This is a genomic window from Microbacterium profundi (assembly GCF_000763375.1).
Lineage (GTDB): Bacteria > Actinomycetota > Actinomycetes > Actinomycetales > Microbacteriaceae > Microbacterium > Microbacterium profundi.
Map to the genome: position 1 here is coordinate 118731 of NZ_JPSY01000004.1, position 22901 is coordinate 141631.

Annotated in this window: 18 protein-coding genes; 12 read left to right on the forward strand and 6 right to left on the reverse strand. The window is 67.7% G+C overall.

The window, feature by feature from the left end:
• Positions 1–23 precede the first annotated feature (23 nt).
• The 3 genes from JF52_RS0115300 to JF52_RS0115310 are packed head-to-tail and all read left to right on the forward strand — an operon-like array spanning position 24 to position 2998.
• Entirely contained in the window at positions 24–1187 is a 1164-nt protein-coding gene (locus JF52_RS0115300; protein WP_033107462.1) for a type III polyketide synthase, read from the forward strand.
• Positions 1177–1893, forward strand: a complete 717-nt coding sequence (locus JF52_RS0115305; RefSeq protein WP_033107463.1) for a methyltransferase domain-containing protein — start codon at positions 1177–1179, stop codon at positions 1891–1893. The genes JF52_RS0115300 and JF52_RS0115305 overlap by 11 nt, the downstream gene beginning before the upstream one ends.
• Entirely contained in the window at positions 1880–2998 is a 1119-nt protein-coding gene (locus JF52_RS0115310; RefSeq protein ID WP_052167107.1) for an FAD-dependent oxidoreductase, read from the forward strand. The genes JF52_RS0115305 and JF52_RS0115310 overlap by 14 nt, the downstream gene beginning before the upstream one ends.
• A 23-nt stretch (positions 2999–3021) precedes the next feature.
• Here JF52_RS0115310 and JF52_RS0115315 read toward each other — a convergent pair whose 3' ends face one another.
• From JF52_RS0115315 to JF52_RS0115325, 3 genes are read right to left on the reverse strand one after another with little or no spacing between them, the layout of a single operon-like run.
• Positions 3022–4650 carry a GMC oxidoreductase gene (locus JF52_RS0115315; protein ID WP_033107464.1) on the reverse strand — a complete coding sequence of 543 codons (1629 nt, stop codon included), beginning with the start codon at positions 4648–4650 and terminating at the stop codon, positions 3022–3024.
• Positions 4647–5591, reverse strand: a complete 945-nt coding sequence (locus tag JF52_RS0115320; RefSeq protein ID WP_052167108.1) for a YegS/Rv2252/BmrU family lipid kinase — start codon at positions 5589–5591, stop codon at positions 4647–4649. The genes JF52_RS0115315 and JF52_RS0115320 overlap by 4 nt, the downstream gene beginning before the upstream one ends.
• 1 nt (position 5592) lies before the next feature.
• The gene (locus tag JF52_RS0115325) at positions 5593–7221 is read right to left on the reverse strand and encodes an FAD-binding oxidoreductase (RefSeq protein ID WP_052167109.1); all 1629 of its coding nucleotides are present in this window, start codon (positions 7219–7221) and stop codon (positions 5593–5595) included.
• A 20-nt stretch (positions 7222–7241) separates the two neighbouring features.
• Here JF52_RS0115325 and JF52_RS0115330 point away from each other — a divergent pair, with 20 nt between their 5' ends.
• Positions 7242–7853: a TetR/AcrR family transcriptional regulator gene (locus JF52_RS0115330; RefSeq protein WP_033107465.1), complete on the forward strand. Its 612-nt coding sequence runs from the start codon at positions 7242–7244 to the stop codon at positions 7851–7853.
• The gene (locus JF52_RS0115335) at positions 7850–9451 is read left to right on the forward strand and encodes a glycerol-3-phosphate dehydrogenase/oxidase (RefSeq protein WP_052167110.1); all 1602 of its coding nucleotides are present in this window, start codon (positions 7850–7852) and stop codon (positions 9449–9451) included. The genes JF52_RS0115330 and JF52_RS0115335 overlap by 4 nt, the downstream gene beginning before the upstream one ends.
• Before the next feature lie 89 nt (positions 9452–9540).
• Here JF52_RS0115335 and lpdA read toward each other — a convergent pair whose 3' ends face one another.
• Complete coding sequence (lpdA, locus tag JF52_RS0115340) at positions 9541–10938, reverse strand: dihydrolipoyl dehydrogenase (RefSeq protein WP_033107466.1); 1398 nt, start codon at positions 10936–10938, stop codon at positions 9541–9543.
• 207 nt (positions 10939–11145) lie between these two features.
• Here lpdA and JF52_RS0115345 point away from each other — a divergent pair, with 207 nt between their 5' ends.
• The 3 genes from JF52_RS0115345 (at position 11146) to JF52_RS0115355 (ending at position 12966) form a co-directional block, all read left to right on the forward strand.
• Complete coding sequence (locus tag JF52_RS0115345) at positions 11146–11631, forward strand: FHA domain-containing protein (protein WP_033107467.1); 486 nt, start codon at positions 11146–11148, stop codon at positions 11629–11631.
• Positions 11631–12320 (forward strand): transcriptional regulator FtsR, encoded by a 690-nt coding sequence (ftsR, locus tag JF52_RS0115350; RefSeq protein WP_033107468.1) that lies wholly within the window; start codon positions 11631–11633, stop codon positions 12318–12320. Before JF52_RS0115345 ends, ftsR begins: the two co-directional genes overlap by 1 nt.
• Positions 12321–12420: 100 nt before the next feature.
• Positions 12421–12966: a MerR family transcriptional regulator gene (locus tag JF52_RS0115355; RefSeq protein WP_033107469.1), complete on the forward strand. Its 546-nt coding sequence runs from the start codon at positions 12421–12423 to the stop codon at positions 12964–12966.
• A gap of 279 nt (positions 12967–13245) precedes the next feature.
• Here the strand turns inward: JF52_RS0115355 and JF52_RS0115360 are convergent, their stop codons facing one another.
• The gene (locus JF52_RS0115360; RefSeq protein WP_033107611.1) at positions 13246–14058 is read right to left on the reverse strand and encodes a ParA family protein; all 813 of its coding nucleotides are present in this window, start codon (positions 14056–14058) and stop codon (positions 13246–13248) included.
• 93 nt (positions 14059–14151) lie between these two features.
• Between JF52_RS0115360 and JF52_RS0115365 the strand changes: the two genes are divergently transcribed.
• The 3 genes from JF52_RS0115365 to def are packed head-to-tail and all read left to right on the forward strand — an operon-like array spanning position 14152 to position 20042.
• Positions 14152–17559 (forward strand): pyruvate carboxylase, encoded by a 3408-nt coding sequence (locus tag JF52_RS0115365; protein WP_033107470.1) that lies wholly within the window; start codon positions 14152–14154, stop codon positions 17557–17559.
• A gap of 42 nt (positions 17560–17601) precedes the next feature.
• On the forward strand, positions 17602–19551 hold the full coding sequence (locus JF52_RS0115370) for a MinD/ParA family ATP-binding protein (RefSeq protein WP_033107471.1): 1950 nt from the start codon (positions 17602–17604) through the stop codon (positions 19549–19551).
• On the forward strand, positions 19551–20042 hold the full coding sequence (def, locus tag JF52_RS0115375) for a peptide deformylase (protein ID WP_033107472.1): 492 nt from the start codon (positions 19551–19553) through the stop codon (positions 20040–20042). Before JF52_RS0115370 ends, def begins: the two co-directional genes overlap by 1 nt.
• A 96-nt stretch (positions 20043–20138) precedes the next feature.
• Here def and JF52_RS0115380 read toward each other — a convergent pair whose 3' ends face one another.
• Positions 20139–21968: an AMP-dependent synthetase/ligase gene (locus tag JF52_RS0115380; protein ID WP_033107473.1), complete on the reverse strand. Its 1830-nt coding sequence runs from the start codon at positions 21966–21968 to the stop codon at positions 20139–20141.
• A gap of 182 nt (positions 21969–22150) precedes the next feature.
• Between JF52_RS0115380 and JF52_RS0115385 the strand changes: the two genes are divergently transcribed.
• Positions 22151–22837, forward strand: coding sequence for a lysophospholipid acyltransferase family protein (locus JF52_RS0115385; RefSeq protein ID WP_052167136.1), 687 nt, complete (start codon positions 22151–22153; stop codon positions 22835–22837).
• The last annotated feature ends 64 nt before the right edge of the window (positions 22838–22901 follow it).

Consider the following 22901-nt stretch of genomic DNA (forward strand, 5'->3'; position numbering starts at 1 on the left):
AGTGTCGTGCTTGAGTGACACACATGACGCCATCCGCTGTGCTGCGCTCCATCCAGACGATCGTGCCGGAGACGGTGCTGGTGCAGGAGCAGGTGCGAGATGTCTTCGCCGCGCAGCCGGAGCTCAGTCGCCTGGCCAAGCGCATCGTCTCGGCATCGTTCAACGGATCGGGCATCGACACCAGGCACACCGTGCTGGAGGAGCTGTCCTTCTCCGCTGATGTCGCCACGCCCCAGTTCTTCGACCGTGACAGCGGCCTGCTGCTCGAGCCGGGAACGAAGGCGCGCAACGAGGTGTACATCCGCGAGGCGGGGCGGCTGTTCGTCGAGGCCGCCAGACGCACGCTCGAGGCCGACCCCGACATCACCGCCGCCGATGTCACGCACGTCATCACGGTCTCGTGCACCGGGTTCTACGCGCCGGGTCCCGACTACGAGATCGCCCGCGCTCTCGGGCTGCGAGACGGTGTGCGCCGCCAGCACTTCGGCTTCATGGGCTGCTACGCGTCGATGCCTGCGCTGCGAGCTGCGAGCGAGTTCTGCGCCGGGGATCCGGATGCCGTGGTTCTGGTGGTCAGTGTCGAACTGTGCACGCTGCACCTGCGCTCCACCGACGACCCGGACATGATCGTCGCGACCTCGCTGTTCGCGGACGGCGCGGCAGCCGGACTCGTCACGTCTCGGAGCTTCGAGTCCGAGGTCGCCGGCTTCGCTCTCGACCGCTTCCACACCGGCATCATCCCGGAGGGCAAGAAGGACATGGCGTGGACGATCGGCGACCACGGGTTCGAGATGGTCCTGTCGACGGCTGTTCCGCAGCTCATCGGCGATCACATCCACGACGCGCTCAGGCCGCTGTACGCGCCGGAGGAGGCGTTGGCCGAGGCGTTCGCGGACGACTCGATCGGCGAGCGCATCGCGCACTGGGCGATCCATCCCGGCGGACGCAGCATCGTGGATCGGGTGCAGGAGAAGCTGCTCCTCTCAGATGCTCAGATGGTGCCGGCCAGAGAAGTGCTGCGGGAGTACGGCAACATGTCCAGCGCGACGGTGCTGTTCGTCATGCGCCGGATCCTGGACGAGGGGGCGCAGGACGGGGAACGCGTCGCGGCGATGGCATTCGGGCCGGGGCTCACGGCCGAATGCGCGCTGATGACCGTGGTCGCACCGGGGAGTCATGAGAGCTGACCTCTCGGTGCGCGCCGTCGATGCACGTGAGCTGATGGACGATCCGGATGCGGATGCTCGGATGCTGGAGCGCACCTACGAGCGCTTCCCGCTGATCAACGCGGTCGTCTCGCGGTGGCGGACCGTGTACCGACGTGACATCCGTCCGTTGGCACGACAGCGGTCGATCAGGGTTCTCGACGTCGGCGCCGGCGGCGGGGACGTGTCACGCTCACTCGCCGGCTGGTCACGCAGAGACGGACTGGCTGTCGAGATCACCGCACTGGATGCCGACGCGAGAGCCATTCGGTGGGCACGCGGTCGTGGAGGCCATGTGGAGTACCGATGCGCGTACACGAGCGAACTCGTGGATGCCGGTGAGACGTACGACGTCGTGATCTCGAACCATCTGCTGCACCATCTGAGCGGTGCAGAGCTGACGGCGCTGATGCGGGATTCTGCCGCGCTCATATCCCACGGCGGTCTCGTCATCCATCGCGACATCGCCCGCAGCACACTCGCGTATCTGGCCTTCGCCACTGGCACTCTGCCGTTCGCGGGGAATCTGCTCTCCGACTCCTTCATCCGCGCCGACGGACTCACCAGCATCCGTCGCGCGTACACGCCCGCTGAGCTCTCCGCCGTCGTCCCCAGCGGATGGCAGGTGCGGACCGCCCTTCCCGCGCGGATCGAGTTGCGGTACGAGGTGGCAGATGCCGGATCATGACGTCGTGATCGTGGGCGCCGGCCCGGTCGGTCTGCTGCTGGCGTGTCTGCTGGCTCAGGACGGGATCGATGTCTCCGTGTACGAGCAACGGGAGGCAGGAGATGACCGCTCCAGGGCGATCGGGATCCATCCTCCGGGCGGCGCGGCCCTCGACGCGGTGGGTGTGGGTGAGGAAGCCAGACGCCACGCGGTGGCGCTGGACGGGGGCGACGTGCTCAGCGGCGGTCGAGTGCTCGCGTCGGTCTCGTTCACGGAGCGCCAGCGGGTGCTCATCCTCCCGCAGCACCGCACGCATGCGCTGCTCTCGGCGCGGCTCGCCGACGTGCGATCGGATGCCGTGCGCCTCGGCCACGTCGTGAGCGACGTTCGAGATGAGGGAGAGGCCGTGCGCCTCGTGGTCGAGGCCGGTGGGGTGGCCCGCGAGGCCACCGCATCCATCGTCGTCGCGGCGGACGGGGTGCGCAGCACGATTCGTCGCAGCCTGGGCATCCCCTGGCGTGAACGGCCGGGAAGCGGCTCGTACGCGATGACGGACATCGCCGATGAGGAGCCGAGCACGAGAGTGCACCTGTACTGCGAGCCGCGCGGAATCGTGGAGTCCTTCCCGCTGCCGGAGGGACGAAGGCGATGGGTCGTGGCGGATCCGCACGAACGACTGCACGATGGAGCCGCGTTCGCGCAGGAGGTGGAGGAGCGCACCGGCATCCGAATCGATCGGACGACGGAGGTCGTGCCCACTGCGTTTCGCGCGCAGCAGCACAGGGCGACGCGCGCAGCCGCGGGCCGTGTGGTGCTGCTCGGCGATTCACTGCACGAGACCAGCCCAATCGGCGGACAGGGCATGAACCTCGGCTGGAGCGGCGCGCGACAACTGGCGGCAGCCATCGAGAGGTCGCTGCGCGGCGAGGTCCCCGATTTCAGCGCGTACGAACGACGCACGCTGCGCTCTGCCGCGCGGGCCCAGCGACGTTCATCGTTCTACATGAGGATGGGACAGCCGGCGCACGGTGCCGCTCTGGGGGCCCGCAACATGGTGATCAGAGCACTCGGCTCGCCGCCGCTGCGCCGCGGCGCTGCAGATCTGATCACGATGCGCGGCCTGTGAGCGCGCCCGTGATCGACCGGCCGTCAGTCCGGCTGCGGCGGCCGGGCATCCTGCTCGCCATGACGCGGCCAGCGGGCCATCGCCCGCTCCGCCATCGCCGTGATGGTCAGGGAGGGATTCACACCGGGGTTGGCCGGAACCGCGGCGCCGTCGACGACATGCAGCCCCGGGTATCCCCAGATGCGGTGGTACGGATCGACGACGCCACGTTCGGTGGAGTCGGAGACGATCGCGCCGCCGAGGAAGTGCGCTGTCAGCGGGATGCCGAAGACCTCTGGCCAGGAGCCGCGGGCTTCGGCGCGCACGCCGCCCTCCTTCTCGAGTCGCGCCGCGATCGCACGAGCGGCGCGGTGGGCCCCTGGCAGGTAGGACGGGTTCGGTTCTCCCTCGCCCTGCGCACTCGTCAGCCGGTACCGGCCGAAGCGCCGCTTCACGGAGAGCGTGAGTGAATTGTCGGCGGTCTGCATGACGAGCGCGATGATGCCCCGCTCGCTCCAGCGGCGCAGTGAGCCGAGTCGGAGGGTGGTGAGGGGAGCCCGGAGCGTCTGCACGATGAGCGCCCCGAGCCGCGAGATGAGAGGACGGCCACCGTCGACGAGCCCGGTGGCCAGCATCCCCATCAGGTTCGAGCCTGGACCGTATCGCACGTTCTCGACGTGAGTGCGCTCGTCGACGTGGAACGAGGTCGTGATCGCGACACCGTGGGCGAGGCCGACCTCCTCCGGGACGGCGACCGAGATGGCGCCGTCCAGCGCCTCGGAGTTCGTCCGGGTGAGGTGACCGAGGGATTCGGACAGACGGGGGAGCGAGCCGGTCGCCTTCATCCGGTGCAGAAGGGACTGCGTGCCCCAGGTGCCGCCGGCGAAGACGACCTGCTCGGCGGTCACGGTTCTCGGGCGCCGGATCCAGGCTCCGCTGCGCACCGTCGTCACGGCGTAGCCGCCGCCGTCGAGAGGCTTCACGTCGACGACCGTGCGCAGTGGTTCGATCACCGCGCCGCGCTTCTCCGCGAGCGCGAGGTAGTTCTTGGCGAGCGTGTTCTTCGCGCCCACCCGGCAGCCCACCATGCAGTTGCCGCAGAGCGTGCAGCCGGTGCGGGCCGGCCCTTCGCCCGAGAAGTAGGGGTCGGGTGCGGTCACGCCCGGCTTGCCGAAGTAGACGCCGACCGGCGCATGACGGAAGGTGTCGCCCACACCGAGATCCTCGGCCGCCCCGGCCATGATCCGCTCGACCGGTCCGGTGTGCGGGTAGCGCTCCACGACGCCCAGCATCCGCCGAGCCGTCGCATAGTGCGGATCGAGCTCCGTTTCCCAGTCGAACCCGCCCGGCCAGTGCCCGTCGACGAAGAATTCCTCGCCCGGCCGGTAGAGGGTGTTGGCGTAGTTGAGTGATCCACCGCCGACGCCGGCCCCGGCGAGGATCATGACGTGCGGCAGTTTGTGGATGCGCTGCACCCCGAAGCATCCGAGGACGGGAGCCCACAGATAGCGCCTGACATCCCACGCCGTCTTCGCGAAGTCATCGTCGGCGAAGCGGCGACCCGCCTCGTACACGTGCACCCGATACCCCTTCTCGACCGATCGCAGGGCGGCCACAGAGCCTCCGAAGCCGGAGCCGATGATCACGACGTCGTGATCGAAGCGTTCATTCATCGATGTGCCTTTCGCGTGGCGGAATCCGCCTGATCGTCGTCGATCGGGGGAAGCAGGATCTGCAGAGCTCCTGAAAGCGTAACGATGCGCACGCTCTCCGAGCCGACGCGCTCGCCGTCGGCGTACACGACGAGTCCGGGGGCGGACACCTCGACCTCGGCGGCGCGCAGGGTCGTCACCTCCGGCAGCTGCACGTGCGTGCCGCGCAGCAGCCGGGGGAGAAGGCGGATGAGCTTCATCCTGCCCACCGGCGCGATGTGCACGACGTCGAACACGCCGTCGTGCGGGTCTGCCAGCGGACAGACCGGCATCCCGCCGCCGTAACTGCGGGTGTTGCCGACAGCGATCAGCGTGCCGTGCGAGAGCGGGCTATCGACGCCCTCGGCGCGCAGGGCGAATGCCATGGGCTTCAGACGGATCAGCTCGATGATCATCGCCAGGTAGTAGCGGGCGCGCCCGCGCGGCCAGCGGAGCGTGTTGGTGCGTTCGCTGACCTTGGCGTCGAAGCCGAGCGCGGCGACAGTGAGGAACAGCGCGGTGCCGTCAGGGCAGACCGCCTCTCCGACGTCGAGGGCTCGGGGAACGCCATGGGCGGCGGCCGAGACTGCGACCGCTGCGGACTCGGCCGACCCGAACGGTATGCCGAGAGCCCGCGCGAGGTCGTTGCCGGTGCCGGCCGGTACCAGCACGAGCGGAATCCCGGTGCCGACGAGCACGTCCAGGACGATGGCCAGAGTGCCGTCGCCGCCGACGATGACGAGGACGTCCGGCCGCGTGGCGACGGCCTCGCTCGCGAAGAGACGGGTCTCGGCCGTCGATGAGCCGGTGCGCACGGTCACGCGGACGTCGAGTTCACGCAGACGGGCGATGGCAGCGTCGCGGGCCGAGGCGCCCCTGCCACGCCCCGCCTCGGGATTGGCGAGAACGAAGACGTGCTTCACGTCAGCTCCTCTTGTCCGAGGCGGGCGTCGGCAGCAGCGCGCCGGGGTTCATGATCCCGGACGGGTCGAGCTCGTCCTTCACGGCGCGCAGCATCCGGATGCCGCCGTCACCGACCTCACGTGCGAACCAGGGCGCGTGGTCCCTGCCCACGCCGTGGTGGTGACTGATCGTGCCGCTGTGGGCGAGGATCGCGTCGTTCACACGTGATTTGATCAGAGCCCATTGTTCGAGCACGTCGCCGCGCAGATTGCCGATGATCGTGAAGTACAGCGCCGCGCCGGTGGGGTAGATGTGGGAGATGTGGCACATGACGAGTGACTTCGAGTCCTGTGCGGCGAAGCCGGAACGGATGGCTTCGGTGACAGCGGCCTTCAGCCCGGGGAGATCGGCCCAGGTCGTCGCAGTCTCCAGCGTCTCGCAGAAGGCGCCATGATCGAGCAGCGCGTCGCGCAGGTAGGGGGCACCGAACCGTCCGCGAGCCCATTCCTCCGCCGGCGCGGGACCGGTCGAGCGTCCGCCGGCCTCGGTGAGCACCCGTGCCGTGAGCTCCTGACGCGCGGCGACGACCGCAGCGTCGCCTTCGAAGACGGTGATCGCGCCGCATCCCTTCGACAGCGCCTTGCCGACGCGGCCGTGCTGCGCGAGTCCGATACCGGTCTCGGCCTCATCCGACAGACGGATGACAGTGGGCCCTGTGCCGAGCTGCGCGACGCGGCGGAGCGCATCTGTGCCGGTCGCGAAATCGGGGAACGTCCATCCCTCGTATCGGCGCGCTTCGGGCAGCCGATGCACGCGGACGGTCAACTCGGTGATGACGCCGAGCGTGCCCTCCGCTCCGAGGAAGAGGCGCATCAGGTCGGGGCCGGCCGCGGATCCGGGCGATCCGCCGAGGCTGACCTCACCGGTCGGCGTCGCGACGCGCAGCGCGGTGACCATCGCGTCGAAGCGACCGTTGCCGGCGGAGTTCTGGCCGGACGAGCGGGCCGACGCGAAGCCGCCGAGGGTCGCGTAGAGGAAGCTCTGCGGAAAATGCCCGAGTTCGAACCCGTGCGCCGTGAGCAGACGCTCGGCCTCCGGCCCGGTCGTCCCTGCGAGGAAGCGGGCTTCACCGCTGACCTCGTCGAAGTGCAGCAGGCCGCTCAGACCTCGCAGGTCCAGGGATATGACAGCCCGGTGCGCACCGCGTTCCGGCGCGAGAGCGCCGACGACGCTCGTCCCGCCGCCGAAGGGGACGACGGCGATGTCGTGCTCTGACGCGAAGCCGAGCACCCGGACGACTTCATCGTGATCGCGTGGCGAGACGACTGCGTCGGGGGTGGCCTGATGTGCAGTACGCAGGCGCAGGAGATCGGGCGTGGACCGGCCACCTGAATGCCGGATGCGGCTCTCGTCATCCGTGTGGACGGCGTCCTCGCCGATCATCGCGGCCAAGCCCGACCGATCCTCGTCGGTGAGAGCGGAGGGGGCAACGATCGCGTCGGAGAGCGCGGCGGGCGGCTCAGGTCGGCGGATGCGCCCGAGGATCCTGGGAAGCAGAGCGCGCACGGCCAGCGGAAGATCCTTGGCCAGTGCCGGGTCGCCCCAGCCGTTCCAGCTCGTCGTCGAGGCCGGTGTAGTCTCCGTCGTCATGCGTTACAGTGTGACAGATCATGGAAGATCGTCAAGCGCTCGCGGTGTCAGTGAGCGAATCCACAATCCCCGTCTGGGATGAGGTCGACGCACGGCTGCTCGACGTGGCATCCGATCTCATCGCCTCTCGCGGCACCGGTGGATTCACCATCGCGGAGCTGGCCCGTGACGCGCGAGTGAGCAGGCCGACCATCTACCGCCGGTGGGCGGGGACGGATGAGGTGGTGCGCGCTGCCCTGCTCAGGCAGACGGTGTCGATCATCGAGAGGATGTCGTCCGATGTGCGTACCGGACACGAGCTCGTCGCAGAAGTGATGCGCTTCTCCGGGCTCTTCCGCGACGATCGGGTCTTCGGGCGGCTGCTGGATCGCGAACCGGAGGTGTTCACCCAGTACAGCCTCGAGCGGATCGGCTCGAGCCAGCGCGCCATGCTGCGCTGGCTGGAGCATGCGATCGCACGGGGACAGGCCGACGGTACCGTGCGCGAGGGCAGCCCGGGCGACATGTCGGTGATGCTGCTGCTCATCGTGCAGTCCGCCGTTCTCTCCCGCCAAGCTGTCTCCTCGCTGATCGGCGCGTCGGAATGGCATCGTGAGCTCACTCGCGCCGTGGAGGGGTATCTGCTGCCATGACCACCGGAAATGCAGGAGAGGCCCCCGGGGCCGGCGTCAGGGCCTCGTCGATGTTGAACACGCGCCGACGGATGCGGGAGCTGGAGACGCTCGCAGAAGGCGGTGAGATCGATCTGCTGGTGATCGGCGGCGGTGTGACCGGCGTCGGAGTGGCACTGGATGCGGCCAGCCGCGGACTCTCCGTCGTGCTCGCCGAGGCGCACGATCTCGCCTTCGGCACGAGTCGCTGGAGCTCGAAGCTCGTCCACGGCGGGCTGCGCTACCTCGCCTCAGGCGACCTGGCGGTTGCCCGGGAGAGCGCGGTCGAGCGCCACCTGCTGATGACGCGCATCGCGCCGCATCTCGTCCGGCCGCTGCCGCAGCTGCTTCCCTTCGTGGAGGGTGTCTCGTTCAGGCAGCGCACGATCGGGAGTATCGGCTTCTTGCTCGGCGACGGGCTGCGCCGCATCGCCGGGACGCCCGGTGCCGTTCTGCCTCGTCCGCATCGAGCGTCGGCGGGGGAGGCCGTCGCCATGTTCCCCGCGGTGAGTCGCAGCGGCCTGCGCGGCGGGATGGTCGCAGCCGACGGCCAGCTGATCGACGACGCACGACTCGTCACGGCGATCGCCCGTACCGCAGCCGCTCACGGTGCGACGATCCTCACCCGGACGCGCGTGACGGATGTCGGCGGAGACGGTGCCACTCTCGAGGACGCGCTCGGCGGCGGCTCGGTGCGCGTGCGCGCCAGGGTCGTCGTGAACGCCGCGGGTGTGTGGGCAGGGCAGCTCGACACCGACATCCGCCTCCGACCCAGCAGGGGAACGCACATCGTCCTCGATGCAGCGGCGCTGGGAAATCCGACCGCCGCGCTCACCGTGCCGCACCCCGGATCGATCAGCCGTTACGTGTTCGCGCTGCCCACCCAGCTCGGACGCGTCATCGTCGGCCTCACCGACGTCGATGCCCCCGGCCTGATTCCGGATGTGCCGTCTCCCACCGGTGACGAGATCGACTTCCTGCTTGCCACGCTGTCGCGGGCGCTCGAGCGTCCGCTGAGCCGCAGCGACGTCCGCGGCTCCTTTGCCGGGCTGCGCCCGCTCGTCGAGTCCGGTGCGGACGATTCGACTGCGGACATCTCCCGTCGCCACCGCGTCGAGGTGTCGTCGAACGGCTCTGTCAGCATCCTCGGCGGCAAGCTGACGACCTACCGCGCCATGGCGAAGGATGCCGTCGACCTCGCCTGCAGGCATGCGGGACTCGACGACCCCGGATGCCGTACCGATCGTCTTCCGCTCGTCGGAGCCCCCGGCTCGCCGGTGCCGATCGCTGACCCTGTCGCCTCGCGTCGTTCGTCGGCCACGCTCCGCTCGCGGTATGGCGCGGAGGCGGCAGCGGTTCTCGCCGCCAGCGGCTCCGGCGGCGCCGAACGCGTGGCTGACGGTATCCAGGTCATCCGTGCGGAGGTGGCCTTCGCTGTGCGCGCGGAAGGGGCGCTCGACGCAGACGATGTCCTCGACCGCCGCACCCGTATCGGACTCGTCCCGGAGGACCGGGCGGCCGCCGCCGGCGTCGTATCCGAAGTCGTCGCCGAGACGCTGGCAGCTCTGCGACCTCAGTAGGGATTTCGACTCGCGCGCCTTCGGCGGGCTCGCTCAATCTTGAGCCGAAGGGGACTCAACGCTGCTTCGCAGCATTGAGTCCCCTCGACTCAAAAGTTGATCATGTGACCTGCGAGGCCGTGGAAGCCCTCCTGCAGCGCCTCCGACAGCGTCGGGTGCGTGTGCACGTTGCGCGCCAGCTCGAGAGCCGTGAGGTCCCACTTCTGCGCGAGCGTCAGCTCGGGGAGAAGCTCGGAGACGTCGGGGCCGATCATGTGCGCGCCGATGAGCTCGAGGTGCTCGGCATCCGCGATCAGCTTGACGAAGCCGACCGGCTCGCCGAGACCGTGCGCCTTGCCGTTCGCCATGAAGGGGAACGTCGAGACCTTGATCTCGCGGCCCTCGTCCTTGGCCTGCTGCTCGGTGAGGCCGAACGAGGCGACCTGCGGCGAGCAGAACGTCGCGCGCGGCATCATGCGGTAATCGCCCAGCGTCTGCGTCTCGGCTCCGCCGATGGTCTCGGCTGCGACGACGCCCTGCGCCTCGGCGACGTGCGCGAGCTGCAGCTTCATCGTGACGTCGCCGATGGCGTAGATGCCGTCGACGTTCGTCTTCATGTGGTCATCGATGTCGATCGCGCCGCGCTCGGTGAGCTTCACGCCGGTCGCCTCGAGTCCGAAGCCCTCGACGTTCGGCGCGAAGCCGACCGACATCAGCACCTTGGCGGCCTCGATCGATGCCTGCTGGCCGTCCTTGCCCGTGTAGGTGACCGTGACGGACGAGCCGTTGTCGACGACCTTCTCGACCTTGGTGGAGGTGAGGATGTCGACGCCGTAGTTCTTGTACTGCTTCGTGATCTCCTTCGACACGTCGGCATCCTCATTGGGGAGGGCGCGGTCGAGGAACTCGATGATCGTGACCTTGACGCCGTAGTTCGTCAGGACGTATGCGAACTCCATGCCGATGGCACCGGCGCCGACGATGACGATCGACTCTGGAAGCTCGCGGGTGAGGATCTGCTCCTCGAAGGTGACGACGTTCTCGCTGAGCTCGACACCAGGCAGCAGACGGACCTTGGAACCCGTAGCGATGATGACGTTGTCGAACGTGACCTCTTCGACGTCACCGTCGGCCTTGGCGACCGAAATAGCCTTCGGGCCGGTGAAGGTTCCGCGACCGTCGTACTCGGTCACCTTGTTCTTCTTCATCAGGAAGTGGATGCCCTTGACCCGGCCGTTGGCGACCTCGCGCGAGCGATCGAACGCCTTGCCGAAGTCGATCGTGAACTCACCGGAGATGCCGAAGAATTCGGCCTTGTGGTTCAGGGTGTGGGCGAGTTCTGCATTCTTCAGAAGCGCCTTGGAAGGGATGCAGCCGACGTTCAGGCAGATCCCACCCCAGTACTTCTCTTCGATGATCGCGGTCTTCAGACCGAGCTGTGCGCTGCGGACTGCGGCGACATACCCGCCGGGGCCCGCGCCGAGGATGACGACGTCGAAATGTGGCATGTCCAAAGCCTATCGCTCCGCAGGGTCGTCGGAACCGGCCGGGGGCGTAGATCCCCGCTGAGGTCGGAGCGATCGGGGCGGGATCGTCGAACTGTGAGGGTGCGTACAGTCTCAGCATAGGAAACGTCGATGTGCGGGCGCTGTCTCGTACAGACCCTCCCGGCGGCGGCGCGGGATCAGTTAGTCTGGACAGCGAGGAGGGCAACCGTGACAGACAACAACAGCCGATCGGCAGGCGACGCAGCCATTCACCGCGACGGCGAGCAGAGGCACGACGCCACACAGACATTCGGACACGACTCCGACCTGTCCTTCGTGCCCTTCGGCGCAGAGCTCACCGATGTCGAGCAGGCAGCGATCGGCGCGCTTCCTGCCGGGTCAGCATTGCTGCTGGTCCGCTCTGGCGCGCTGGCAGGTGCTCGCTACCTCCTCGACACCGATGTCACCACGATCGGGCGTCACCCTGAGGCCGACATCTTCTTCGACGATGTCACCGTCTCACGCCGTCACGCGGAGATCACCCGGTCAGGCAGCCAGTTCGAGATCATCGATCAGCGTTCGCTCAACGGCACATACGTCAACGGTGAGCGCGTCGACCGCAGCACGCTCGCGAACGGCTATGAGCTGCGCGTCGGCAAGTTCCGACTGAACTTCTTCGCCTCGACCGCCGACCTCCCGGCGGCGAACGACTGATGGTGGCACTTCACGCCCGCGATCGCTCTGCGTCCGCGGGTCTTCTGAGTATCGGTCAGGTACTCGCCCGCCTCACGCCCGAGTTCCCCGATCTCTCCTCCAGCAAGCTGCGCTTCCTCGAGGTGCAGGGCATCGTCAGCCCGTCGCGCACAGAGTCGGGCTATCGCAAGTTCTCGCAGGCGGACATCGATCGACTCCGGCTCGGACTCACACTGCAGCGCGACCACTACCTGCCGTTGAGCGTGATCCGCGAGCAGCTGGATGAGGCAGAGGCAAGCGGCGACGCGGCGACGGCGTTCACGCCGCCGCCGTCCATCACCCCTGCGCCCCGGCGCTACCGACGCGATGAGTTGCTCTCGGCAGCCGGCGCAGGACCTCAGATCCTGAACGACGCCATCAGCACCGGCATTATCGTGGCGGCGGAGAACTACCCGGAGGCGACGGTCACCCTGCTGCGCAGTCTCGTCGCGCTCGACCGCCACGGAATCGAACCGCGGCACCTGCGCACCCTGCGCCAGAGCGCGGAGCGCGAGGTCTCGCTGATCGAATCCGCGATGTCGGCACTCCTTCGGCGAACGGATGCCACCTCCCGCGGAAAAGCGCGTGAGATGGCTCCGGAACTGGCCACGAAGATCGACGAAGTGCGTTCGCTCTTCGTCAAGGAAGCGCTCACCCGAGTGCTTTCGTAACGAACTGGTTGCGACACACCTTCGCCGATGGGCGGATGTCATTGCCGGCGCCGGGGCACTGCTCTAGCGTTGAGACAAATGCTTCAGGGAGGAATTCAGTATGAATGCGGATGAGCGTGCAGGCGACCCGCAGTTCGTGACGGAACTCCTCTTCACGGACGGTCTGCCCGCGATGGACGACGAGGTCGGCTACCGCGGTGCGGTCGCGGCCCGTGCAGCCGGCATCACCTACCGTCAACTCGACTACTGGGCGCGCACCGAGCTCGTCGAGCCCACCGTTCGCGGCGCCAGCGGCTCCGGCTCGCAGCGCATGTACGGCTTCCGCGACATCCTCGTGCTCAAGCTCGTGAAGCGTCTGCTCGACACCGGCATCTCCTTGCAGCAGATCCGCATCGCGGTCGAGCAGCTGCGTGCCGCCGGCATCCGTGATCTCGCCGGAACCACGCTCATGAGCGACGGCGCATCCGTCTACCTCTGCACGTCGAACGATGAGGTCATCGACCTCGTCAGCCGGGGTCAGGGCGTGTTCGGCATCGCCGTGGGCAAAGTCCTGCGCGAGGTCGAGTCGACGCTCGTCGAGTTCGACCCCACTGCTCCCGACCCCGTCGACGAGCTGTCTGCCCGTCGGTCCAAGCGCACGGCCTGAGAAGGCTTCGACTCGCCTGCGGCTCGCTCAACCCGTTTCGTCTCCTCGCTTCGCTCGTCGCTCAACGCCCCGCCGAGGTGACCTTCTGTCAGGCCGGCGAGCTCGTCGCTCAACGCCCCGCCGAGGTGACATTCTGTCAGGCCGGCGACCTCGTCGCTCAACGCCCCGCCGAGGTGACGTTCTGGTCAGGCCGGCGCAGCCACTGCGGGTCGTTGAGCGAGCGGAGCGAGACGAAACGGGGTGAGCGAGGAGCGCAGCGACGAGTCGAAGCGACGGCTCTCAGGAAGCGGCGCCGGTCTCCGGGACAGGCACGCGGCCGGTGCGGATGATCCGATCCAGCAGCAGGTCGAAGTCGGCTGCGAGCTCCTGAGCGGAGTCCCCAGGCCAGATGTGCAGCGGCTTGGCCGCGCCCTGGGCCTGCTGCAGCGAGGTGCGTTCAGGCAACTGAGGCGAGAGCACCAGCGGGCCGAACATGTCACGCAGCTCCTTGATGCGGAACTGGTGCTCGATCGACTGAGGGCGCACGCGGTTCACGACGATGCCGAGCGGCTGGAGACGAGGGGAGAGGCCGCGACGGATCTCCTCGATCGCGCGCAGGGCGCGGTCGGCGGCGGCAACCGAGAACAGACCGGGTTCGGTGACGACGATGACGCGGTCGCTGGCGGCCCAGGCTGTGCGCGTGAGCGCGTTCAGCGAAGGCGCGCAGTCGACGAGGACGAGGTCGTAGTCGCTCTCGACGGAGGCGAGTGCCTCTTCGAGCTTCCAGACGTCGCGCACGCTCGGGTGGGGACCGTCGAAGTTGATGGCGGACGGGCTGCCGATCAGGACATCGATCGTGCCGGGGTGCACCTTCGCCCAACCGCTGGAGGTGATCGCCTGACGGACGACCTTCTCCTTGGGATTCGCCAGGACGTCGGCGATGTTGAGCCGGCCGGCGACCTGGATGTCCATGCCGGTGGACACGTCGGATTGCGGGTCGAGGTCGACGACGAGGGTCCGGACGCCTCGGGCGAAGGCCGCTGAGGCCAGTCCGAGAGTCACGGTCGTCTTGCCGACGCCTCCCTTGAGAGAGCTGACGCTGAGTACGTGCACGGACACCACGTTACCTTCCCCTAGGCTTGGAAGACACTCAGCCCCGCCCCGTGAACGTCGAATACGGCGTACAACGAGCCATCAGAGGTGTGCATGTTCCAGAAGATTCTTGTGGCAAACCGCGGTGAGATCGCGATCCGCGCGTTCAGAGCTGCGTTCGAGGTGGGGGCACGCACCGTCGCGGTGTTCCCGTATGAGGACCGCGGCTCTCAGCACCGGCTCAAGGCCGATGAGGCCTATGAGATCGGCGAGCGCGGCCATCCAGTGCGTGCGTACCTCGACGTCGACGAGATCATCCGTGTCGCACTCGAGTCGGGTGCTGACGCGATCTACCCCGGATACGGCTTCTTGTCCGAGAACCCTGATCTCGCCGAGCGCGCTGCAGAGAACGGCATCGTCTTCATCGGTCCGCCCTCGAAGGTGCTCGAGATGGCGGGTAACAAGGTCGAGGCGAAGCATCATGCGATCGAGGCCGGCGTTCCGGTTCTGAAGTCCACCGAGGCGTCATCCGACGTCGACGAACTCCTCGCGCAGGCCGACGACATCGGATTCCCGCTGTTCGCCAAAGCCGTCGCGGGCGGCGGCGGCCGCGGCATGCGCCGCGTCGAGACCAAGGGAGACCTCGCCCCTGCGCTGTCAGAGGCCATGCGCGAAGCAGAGAGCGCCTTCGGCGACGCCAGGATGTTCCTCGAGCAGGCCGTCGTCCGGCCTCGCCACATCGAGGTGCAGATCCTCGCCGACAAGAGCGGCGAGACGGTGCACCTGTTCGAGCGGGACTGCTCCGTGCAGCGCCGTCATCAGAAGGTCGTCGAGATCGCCCCTGCGCCGAACCTGGATGACAGCATCCGCACCGCTCTGCACGGCTACGCGATCGCGTTCGCCCGATCGATCGGCTACGAGAACGCCGGCACAGTGGAGTTCCTGCTCGAGACGGCGGGGGAGCGCACCGGCGAGGTCGTCTTCATCGAGATGAACCCGCGCATCCAGGTGGAGCACACGGTGACCGAAGAGGTCACCGATGTCGACCTCGTGCAGTCGCAGATGCGCATCGCCGCCGGTGAGACGCTCGCCGCGCTCGGCCTACAGCAGGGCGACATCCGCCTGCGCGGCGCAGCACTGCAGTGCCGCATCACGACGGAGGACCCCACGCAGGGCTTCCGTCCAGACACGGGCAAGATCACGACCTACCGCTCCCCGGGCGGTGCCGGCATCCGCCTCGACGGCGGCACGGTGCACCAGGGCGCGCAGATCAGCCCTCACTTCGATTCGATGCTCTCCAAGCTCACCTGCCGTGGCCGTGACTTCGAAGCCGCTGTCGGTCGCGCACGCCGTGCGCTGGCGGAGTTCCGCATCCGAGGCGTCTCCACGAACATCCCCTTCCTGCAGGCGCTGCTCGAGGACGAGGACTTCATCGCCGGCGATGTCAGCACGTCGTTCATCGACGAGCGTCCTGAGCTGCTGCGCGGTCGCGCATCGAAGGACCGCGGCACGAGGCTGCTGAACTGGCTCGTCGATGTCACGGTCAACAAGCCGAACGGCGCCCACCCCGGCGTGGCGGACCCCGTGACGAAGCTGCCGAACATCGACCTCAACGCCGAGCCGGTTCCCGGATCTCGCCAGCGCCTGCTCGAGCTCGGACCGGACGCCTTCGCGAAGAGTCTGCGCGAGCAGAGCGCACTCGCGATCACCGACACGACGTTCCGGGATGCGCATCAGTCGCTGCTCGCCACCCGCGTGCGCACACGCGATCTCGTCGCCGCAGCCCCGTACCTTGCGCGGCTCACGCCCGAGCTGCTGTCGGTCGAGGCCTGGGGAGGCGCGACGTATGACGTCGCGCTCCGCTTCCTCGGCGAAGATCCCTGGGAGCGGCTCGACAAGCTGCGGGCGGCTCTGCCGAACATCAACATCCAGATGCTGCTGCGCGGGCGCAACACCGTCGGATACACACCCTACCCGACGGCGGTCACCGAGGCGTTCGTCGCCGAGGCCGCCGCGAGCGGTGTCGACATCTTCCGCATCTTCGACGCACTCAACGACGCCTCCCAGATGCGGCCGGCCATCGATGCCGTGCGCGCCACCGGTACCTCGATCGCCGAGGTCGCGCTGTGCTACACCGGGGATCTGCTGAACCCGGCCGAAGATCTGTACACGCTGGATTACTACCTCCGCCTCGCCGAGCAGATCGTGGCTGCCGGGGCGCATGTGCTCGCCATCAAGGACATGGCAGGACTGCTGCGTCCCGCTGCCGCGGCGAAGCTCGTCACGGCGCTGCGCGAGCGCTTCGATCTGCCGGTGCACCTGCACACCCATGACACCCCCGGCGGACAGCTCGCGACGCTTCTCGCAGCCAGCAACGCCGGCGTCGACGCGGTGGATGCGGCATCCGCCCCGCTGTCCGGTACGACGAGCCAGCCGTCGCTGTCATCGCTCGTCGCGGCGCTGGTGCACACCGACCGCGACAGCGGCGTCGATCTGGATGCCGTCTCCGATCTCGAGCCCTACTGGGAGGCGGTGCGCAACCAGTACGCGCCGTTCGAGTCGGGCCTGCCCGGCCCCACCGGTCGCGTGTACCACCACGAGATCCCGGGCGGTCAGCTGTCGAACCTGCGCCAGCAGGCCAAGGCACTGGGTCTCGCTGAGCACTTCGAGCTCATCGAGGACATGTACGCCGCGGCCGACCGCATCCTCGGACGCGTTCCCAAGGTGACGCCCTCGTCGAAGGTCGTCGGCGACCTCGCGCTGCATCTCGCGGCGGTGCGCGCCGATCCTGCGGACTTCGAGGCGAACCCGGAGAAGTACGACATCCCGGACTCGGTGGTCGGCTTCATGGCCGGAGAGCTGGGCGAACTGCCCGGCGGATGGCCCGAGCCGTTCCGCACGAAGGTGCTCGCCGGGCGTGAGGTTCGCACGGGTCTCACGGAGATCTCCGCCGAGGACGAGAAGGCACTGGCCGGTACCAGCCAGCAGCGGCGCGAGCGGCTGAACATGCTGCTGTTCCCGGCGCCGACCCGCGAGTTCGCGCAACGGCGTGAACTCTTCGGAGATCTGTCGGTGCTCGACACCAGCGATTACCTGTACGGGCTGGTGCAGGGGCAGGAGCACCTCGTCGAGATCGACCGCGGCGTGCAGTTGTACGTCGGTCTCGAAGCCATCGGCGAAGCCGACGAGCGGGGCATGCGCACCGTCATGACGACCCTGAACGGGCAGTTGCGTCCGGTGTTCGTGCGGGATCGGTCGATCGCGGTCGACGCGCACGAGGTCGAGAAGGCCGACACATCGAAGCCGGGACAGGTGGCGGCGCCGTTCTCCGGCGTGGTCTCGCTCAAAGTCGACGTCGGCGACACCGTGCGCGCCGGTGAGCCGGTGGCATCCATCGAGGCGATGAAGATGGAGGCGGCCATCACCGCACCCGTGGACGGCGTCATCGATCGGCTCGCGATCGGCGTCACTCAGCAGGTGGACGCCGGTGACCTTTTGGTCGTCATACGTCCTGCCCAGTAATCTTGTGCGAGCGATACGCTCGCACAAGCTTGGAGTGACACAGTGACACCGAAGAACCCATCCGACTCCGCGGAGGACGAAACCCGCGGCGTACTCGACGACGCCGCATCGTTGGACACGACGGCGATCGGCATCCTCGGACAGACCGCTCAGGTGAGCGTCGCCCTTCCGCAGGACGAGGACGACGACCTCGTCGACGACGCGGTGCTCGATGGTGAGATCCACTCGGAACTCATCATCGACCCGCCCGTCGAGGCCGCCGCGGTGGCCGCGAGCGAGGTCGGCCGCATCCATGAGGACAGGATCGGCATCGTCATCGAACTGCCGGCGGAGGATGTCGGAGCTGTCGCCGCGGAGCCGGCACCCGCAGACGGGTCGGACGAGGTGATCGTGGAGGCTGTCGTCGAGCCGGATCCGGTGCCGGAGGCGCATTCTGAGATCGTGTCGGCTCACGACGGCGAGCAGGTTGGGGATGCTGACGCTGAAGTGCAGGTCGCTGACGAGCAGATCGACCGCTCGTCGGCGTCCGCTGACGAGACGGTGAGCGCCGCCGTCGTCGCTGCACCTGCTGCCCCCGCACGAACGGCGCCGAAGGCAAAGCCCCAGACGAAGAAGAAGCCACCTGCGCGCGTGGCGGCTGCTGAGCCCGCACCGGCGGCTGAGCCCGTATCTTCACCTGAGCCCGTGGCCGCACCTGAGCCCGTGACCGCACCCGAGCCCGTGATCGCACCCGAGCCCGGGCCGGCGGCCAGAGCCGCTACGCCGCCGCGACCCGAGAGCGCGACAGCTGCGTGGATCGCCGCCACGCTGAAGCAGGACGCCGCAGCAACCGCGACGCCCGCGTCTGCGGCACCAGCATCCGCGACTCCTGCATCCGCGGCATCCGTTCCGGCAGAGAAAGCGAAGAGCGAGACCGTGACGAACCCCGAAGAGACTCCGAAGCCGGACGGGAAGCCCGCGGAGACGACGATCGCACAGCGTCCGGCCGCGGCCCGACCCGAGGTCGCCCTGACTTCGAAGCGGCTCGGCGACCAGTTGGGTCAGGCGACGCGTGAGTCGGCGGATCTGCTCACAGCCGACCGGCTGCTCGATCCTCACCAGGTGACGAAGCCCGAGCCGGAAGGCGCGTGGAGCCACTTGCTGTATGCGGCATCCGGGCGACGCATCAACATCGGCGACGGCAGGCGCGCCCGCGAGCGCAAGGCTCTCACCTCGCGTATCGCCGCACCCCTCGCGGGCGGTGCGCGGTTCGTGCCGGTGCTCTCGCGCAAGGGCGGTGTCGGCAAGACGACGATCACCGCACTGCTGGGCATGGCGCTGGCGGACGCCCGAGACGATCGGGTGATCGCAGTGGATGCGAATCCCGACCGTGGCACACTGGCCGACCGCATCGTGCGCACGCACAGCAAATCTGTGCGCGACCTCGTGCGCGCCCATGACGAGATCAAGGGATATCACGACGTCTCGTCGATCGTCGCGCGCGACTCCACGAGGCTCGACGTGCTCGCATCCGATGCCGATCCGCGCATCGCCGAAGCGTTCAGCGACGATGACTACCGCGACGTCGCGAACGTCGCGGCCCACTACTACTCGCTCGTGCTGACCGACACCGGCACCGGTATCGTGCACTCCGTCATGGGGGCGACTCTCGACCTGGCGGATCAGCTCATCATCGTCTCCGGCCTCAGCGTCGACGAGGCGCGTCTCGCCTCTGAGACTCTGACGTGGCTCGAGACGAACGGCTACGCAGAGCTGGCCCGACGATCGATCGTCGTCCTTAACCAGTCGACCCCTGGCAGCCCGCTCGTGCGCCTGAATGAGCTCGAGGCGCACTTCGCGACGCGTGCGAAGAGCGTGGTGCGCATGCCGTACGACTCGCAGATCGCCGGTGGCGGAGCCATCGTGTTCGCCAACCTGCAGCCCGAGACCCGTCAGGCGGCTCGTGAGCTGGCGGCATCCCTCGTCGAGGGTCTCCGCGCGAGCGCAGCCTGATGACTGTTCGCGAGATCCGCATCTTCGGCGACCCTGTGCTGCGCACCGTGTGCGAGCCGATCGGAGAGATCGACGACGGCGTGCGAGCGCTCGTCGCCGACCTCATCGAGACCGTCGAACTGCCAGGCAGAGCCGGCGTCGCAGCGCCGCAGATCGGCGTGGCGGCACGCGCCTTCAGCTACAACATCGACGGTGACATCGGCTATGTGCTCAATCCGGTGCTGACTGAGGTGCGAGGCGAGCCCGCGCCCACCGGCGAAGGCTGTCTCTCGGTCCCAGGACTCTGGCATGACGCTCTCCGCCACCCATGGGCGCGGGTCGAGGGGATCGACCTCGACGGCGAACCGGTGGTGCTCGAGGGCGAGGGCCTGCTCGCGCAGGCGCTGCAGCACGAGACCGACCACCTCGACGGCAAGCTCTACCTCACGAGGCTCGCGCCGGAGGACCGCAAGACCGCGATGCGCGAGGTCCGCGAGAGCGACTGGTTCTAACACCTTCACCCCCGAGACCCCATCTTCGCGCCGAGACCCCGCCGTGCTGGCGTACGCAAGGCGGGGTCTGGGTGATAAGGCGGGGTCTCGTTGAGCTCATCCGCCGATCGCGACGTTGGTCGTGTTGACCGGCTCGTCGTAGATCGCCGCGACCTCAGCGGCGAAGTCCTTCATGATCACGTTGCGCTTGATCGACATCTTCGGCGTGAGATGGCCGCTGTCCTCTGTCCACTCCGAGTCGAGGATCGTGAACTTGCGGATCGACTCCGCGCGGGACACATTGCCGTTGGCGACGTCGACCGCGCGCTGGATCTCGGTGCGTACCGCTTCGTTCTTCGACGCCTCGGCGAGTGACATCCCGGCGGAGAGGCCGTTGTTGCCGAGCCAGGTGGGAAGCATCTCGGGGTCGAGCGTGATCAGGGCCGAGATGAACGGCTTCTGATCGCCGACGACCACGACCTGACCGACGATCGGGTTCGCGCGGATGGGATCCTCCAGTGCAGCCGGCGCGACGTTCTTGCCGCCGGCCGTGACGATGATCTCCTTCTTGCGGCCGGTGACCGTGAGGAACCCCTCCGAGTCGAAGCTGCCGATGTCTCCGGTGCGGAACCAGCCGTCGTGGAAGGATTCCGCCGTCGCTTCGGGGTTGTTCCAGTACTCCTTGAAGACGTTGATGCCCTTGACCTCGATCTCGCCGTCCTCAGCGAGGCGGACGCCGACGCCGGGAAGCGCAGGACCGACTGTCCCGATCTTCGACTTGTCGGCGAGGTTCACGGTGGCGGGGGCGGTGGTCTCGGTGAGGCCGTAGCCCTCCAGGATCACGACGCCGAGGCTGTGGAAGAAGTGACCGAGGCGGGGGCCGAGGGGAGCGGATCCGGAGACGGCGTAGACGATGTTGCCGCCCATGGCCGCCCGCAGCTTGCTGTAGACGAGCTTGTCGAACAGCGCGAACTTGATCTTCAGCCCGAACGGGATCTTCTTGCCATCTTCGAGAAGGCGCGAGTGCTCGATCGCCGCTGCCGCAGCCGCGCGGAAGATCTTGCCCTTGCCGCCGGCTTCTGCCTTCTGCTCCGCAGAGTTGTAGACCTTCTCGAACACGCGCGGCACAGCAAGAAGGAAGGTCGGCTTGAACGAGCCCAATGCCGGAAGCAGCTGCTTCGTGTCCGGCTGGTGCCCGGTGCGCACGCCGGCGTGGATGTTGAGGTGCGAGATGAAGCGAGCGAAGATGTGCGCCGTGGTGATGAACAGCAGCGTGGACGCTCCCGGGGTCTCCACGACCGCGTTGAGCGCCTTGGCCGAATTGCGGCACAGCTCGACGAAGTTGCTGTGCGTCAGCACGCAGCCCTTGGGTCGTCCGGTCGAGCCGGACGTGTAGATGAGGGTGGCGATGTCGGAGCCGACGGCGAGGTTGCGGCGGCGCTCGATCTCAGCGTCCTCGACGTCGACGCCGGCGGCGGTGAGCGTGTCGATGGCGCCGACGTGCAACTGCCAGACATCGCGGATCAGAGGGAGGTCGCCGCGCACCTCGTCGAACTTCGCGAAGTGGTCGGCGGATTCCAGGATGAGCGCCGTGGCGCCGGAGTCCTCGAGGATCCACTGGATCTGCGACGGAGAACTGGTCTCGTAGATCGGCACCATCACCGCTCCGGCGTAGAAGAGTGCGAAGTCGACCAGAGTCCATTCGTACGTGGTGCGAGCGAGGAATCCGACCTTCTCGCCGGGCTGGACGCCGACGGCGACGAAGCCCTTGGCGAGAGCGATCACGGCCGTCTGGAAGTCGGCGGCGCTGATGTCGCTCCATCCGTCGCCGTTCGGAACCGAGAACAAGGCCTTGTCGGGAGTGGCTTCGACTCGTTTGGCCAGCAGATCTGAGACATTCGCGTCGGGATCAGCAGGGACGATCGCGGGAACTTCGAATTGAACCACGGCAACTCCTTCGGTACCGGTCGGGCACGGGTTTCCCATGAGTCTAGGGCACAACCGGTCTTGAACCCGGGCAATTCTGGAATTCAGTCACGCGATCGATGACACTCAGTCGCGCAACTCGCGGCATCGGTTCGCGGGTGTCATGACGGGCGGCGGCAGGGCCGGGGATAGACTTCGTGACGATGTTCTACTGGCTGATGAAGTACGTCGTGATCGGCCCCGTGGTCAAGGCGATCTTCCGTCCCTGGATCGTGGGGCGCAGCAACGTGCCCAAGAACGGTGCTGCCATCCTGGCGAGCAACCACCTGTCGGTGTCCGACTCGGTGTTCCTCCCGTTGCTGATCGATCGGCCGATGTCGTTCCTCGCGAAGAGCGACTACTTCACCGGGCGAGGGCTCAAGGGGTGGGCGACGAAGTACTTCATGAAGGCCACCGGGCAGATACCCATCGACCGCTCAGGCGGAAAGGCCTCAGAGGCCTCGCTGAACACGGGTCTTCAGGTGCTCGGACGAGGTGACGTGCTCGGCATCTATCCCGAGGGAACGCGCAGCCCTGACGGCAAGCTGTATCGCGGGCGCACCGGTATCGCGCGGATGGCGCTCGAGGCGAGGGTTCCAGTGATCCCCGTGGTCATGGTCGACACAGACACCGCCATGCCCATCGGCCGCACGGTGCCACGGATCGTCCGCGTGGGGATCGTCATCGGCGAACCGCTGGACTTCTCCCGCTACGAGGGCATGGAGAACGATCGCTACATCCTGCGCTCGGTCACAGACGAGATCATGGTCGCCCTGCAGCGTCTGGGTGAGCAGCAGTACGACGACGTCTACGCCTCGTCGGTGCGGGATCGGATGCCGCAGCGTTCGTGACGGCCGCGGTCATGACGACGGGGTTCTGACGGCGAGGCGGCGCGCTCACGGCCAGTAAGCTGGG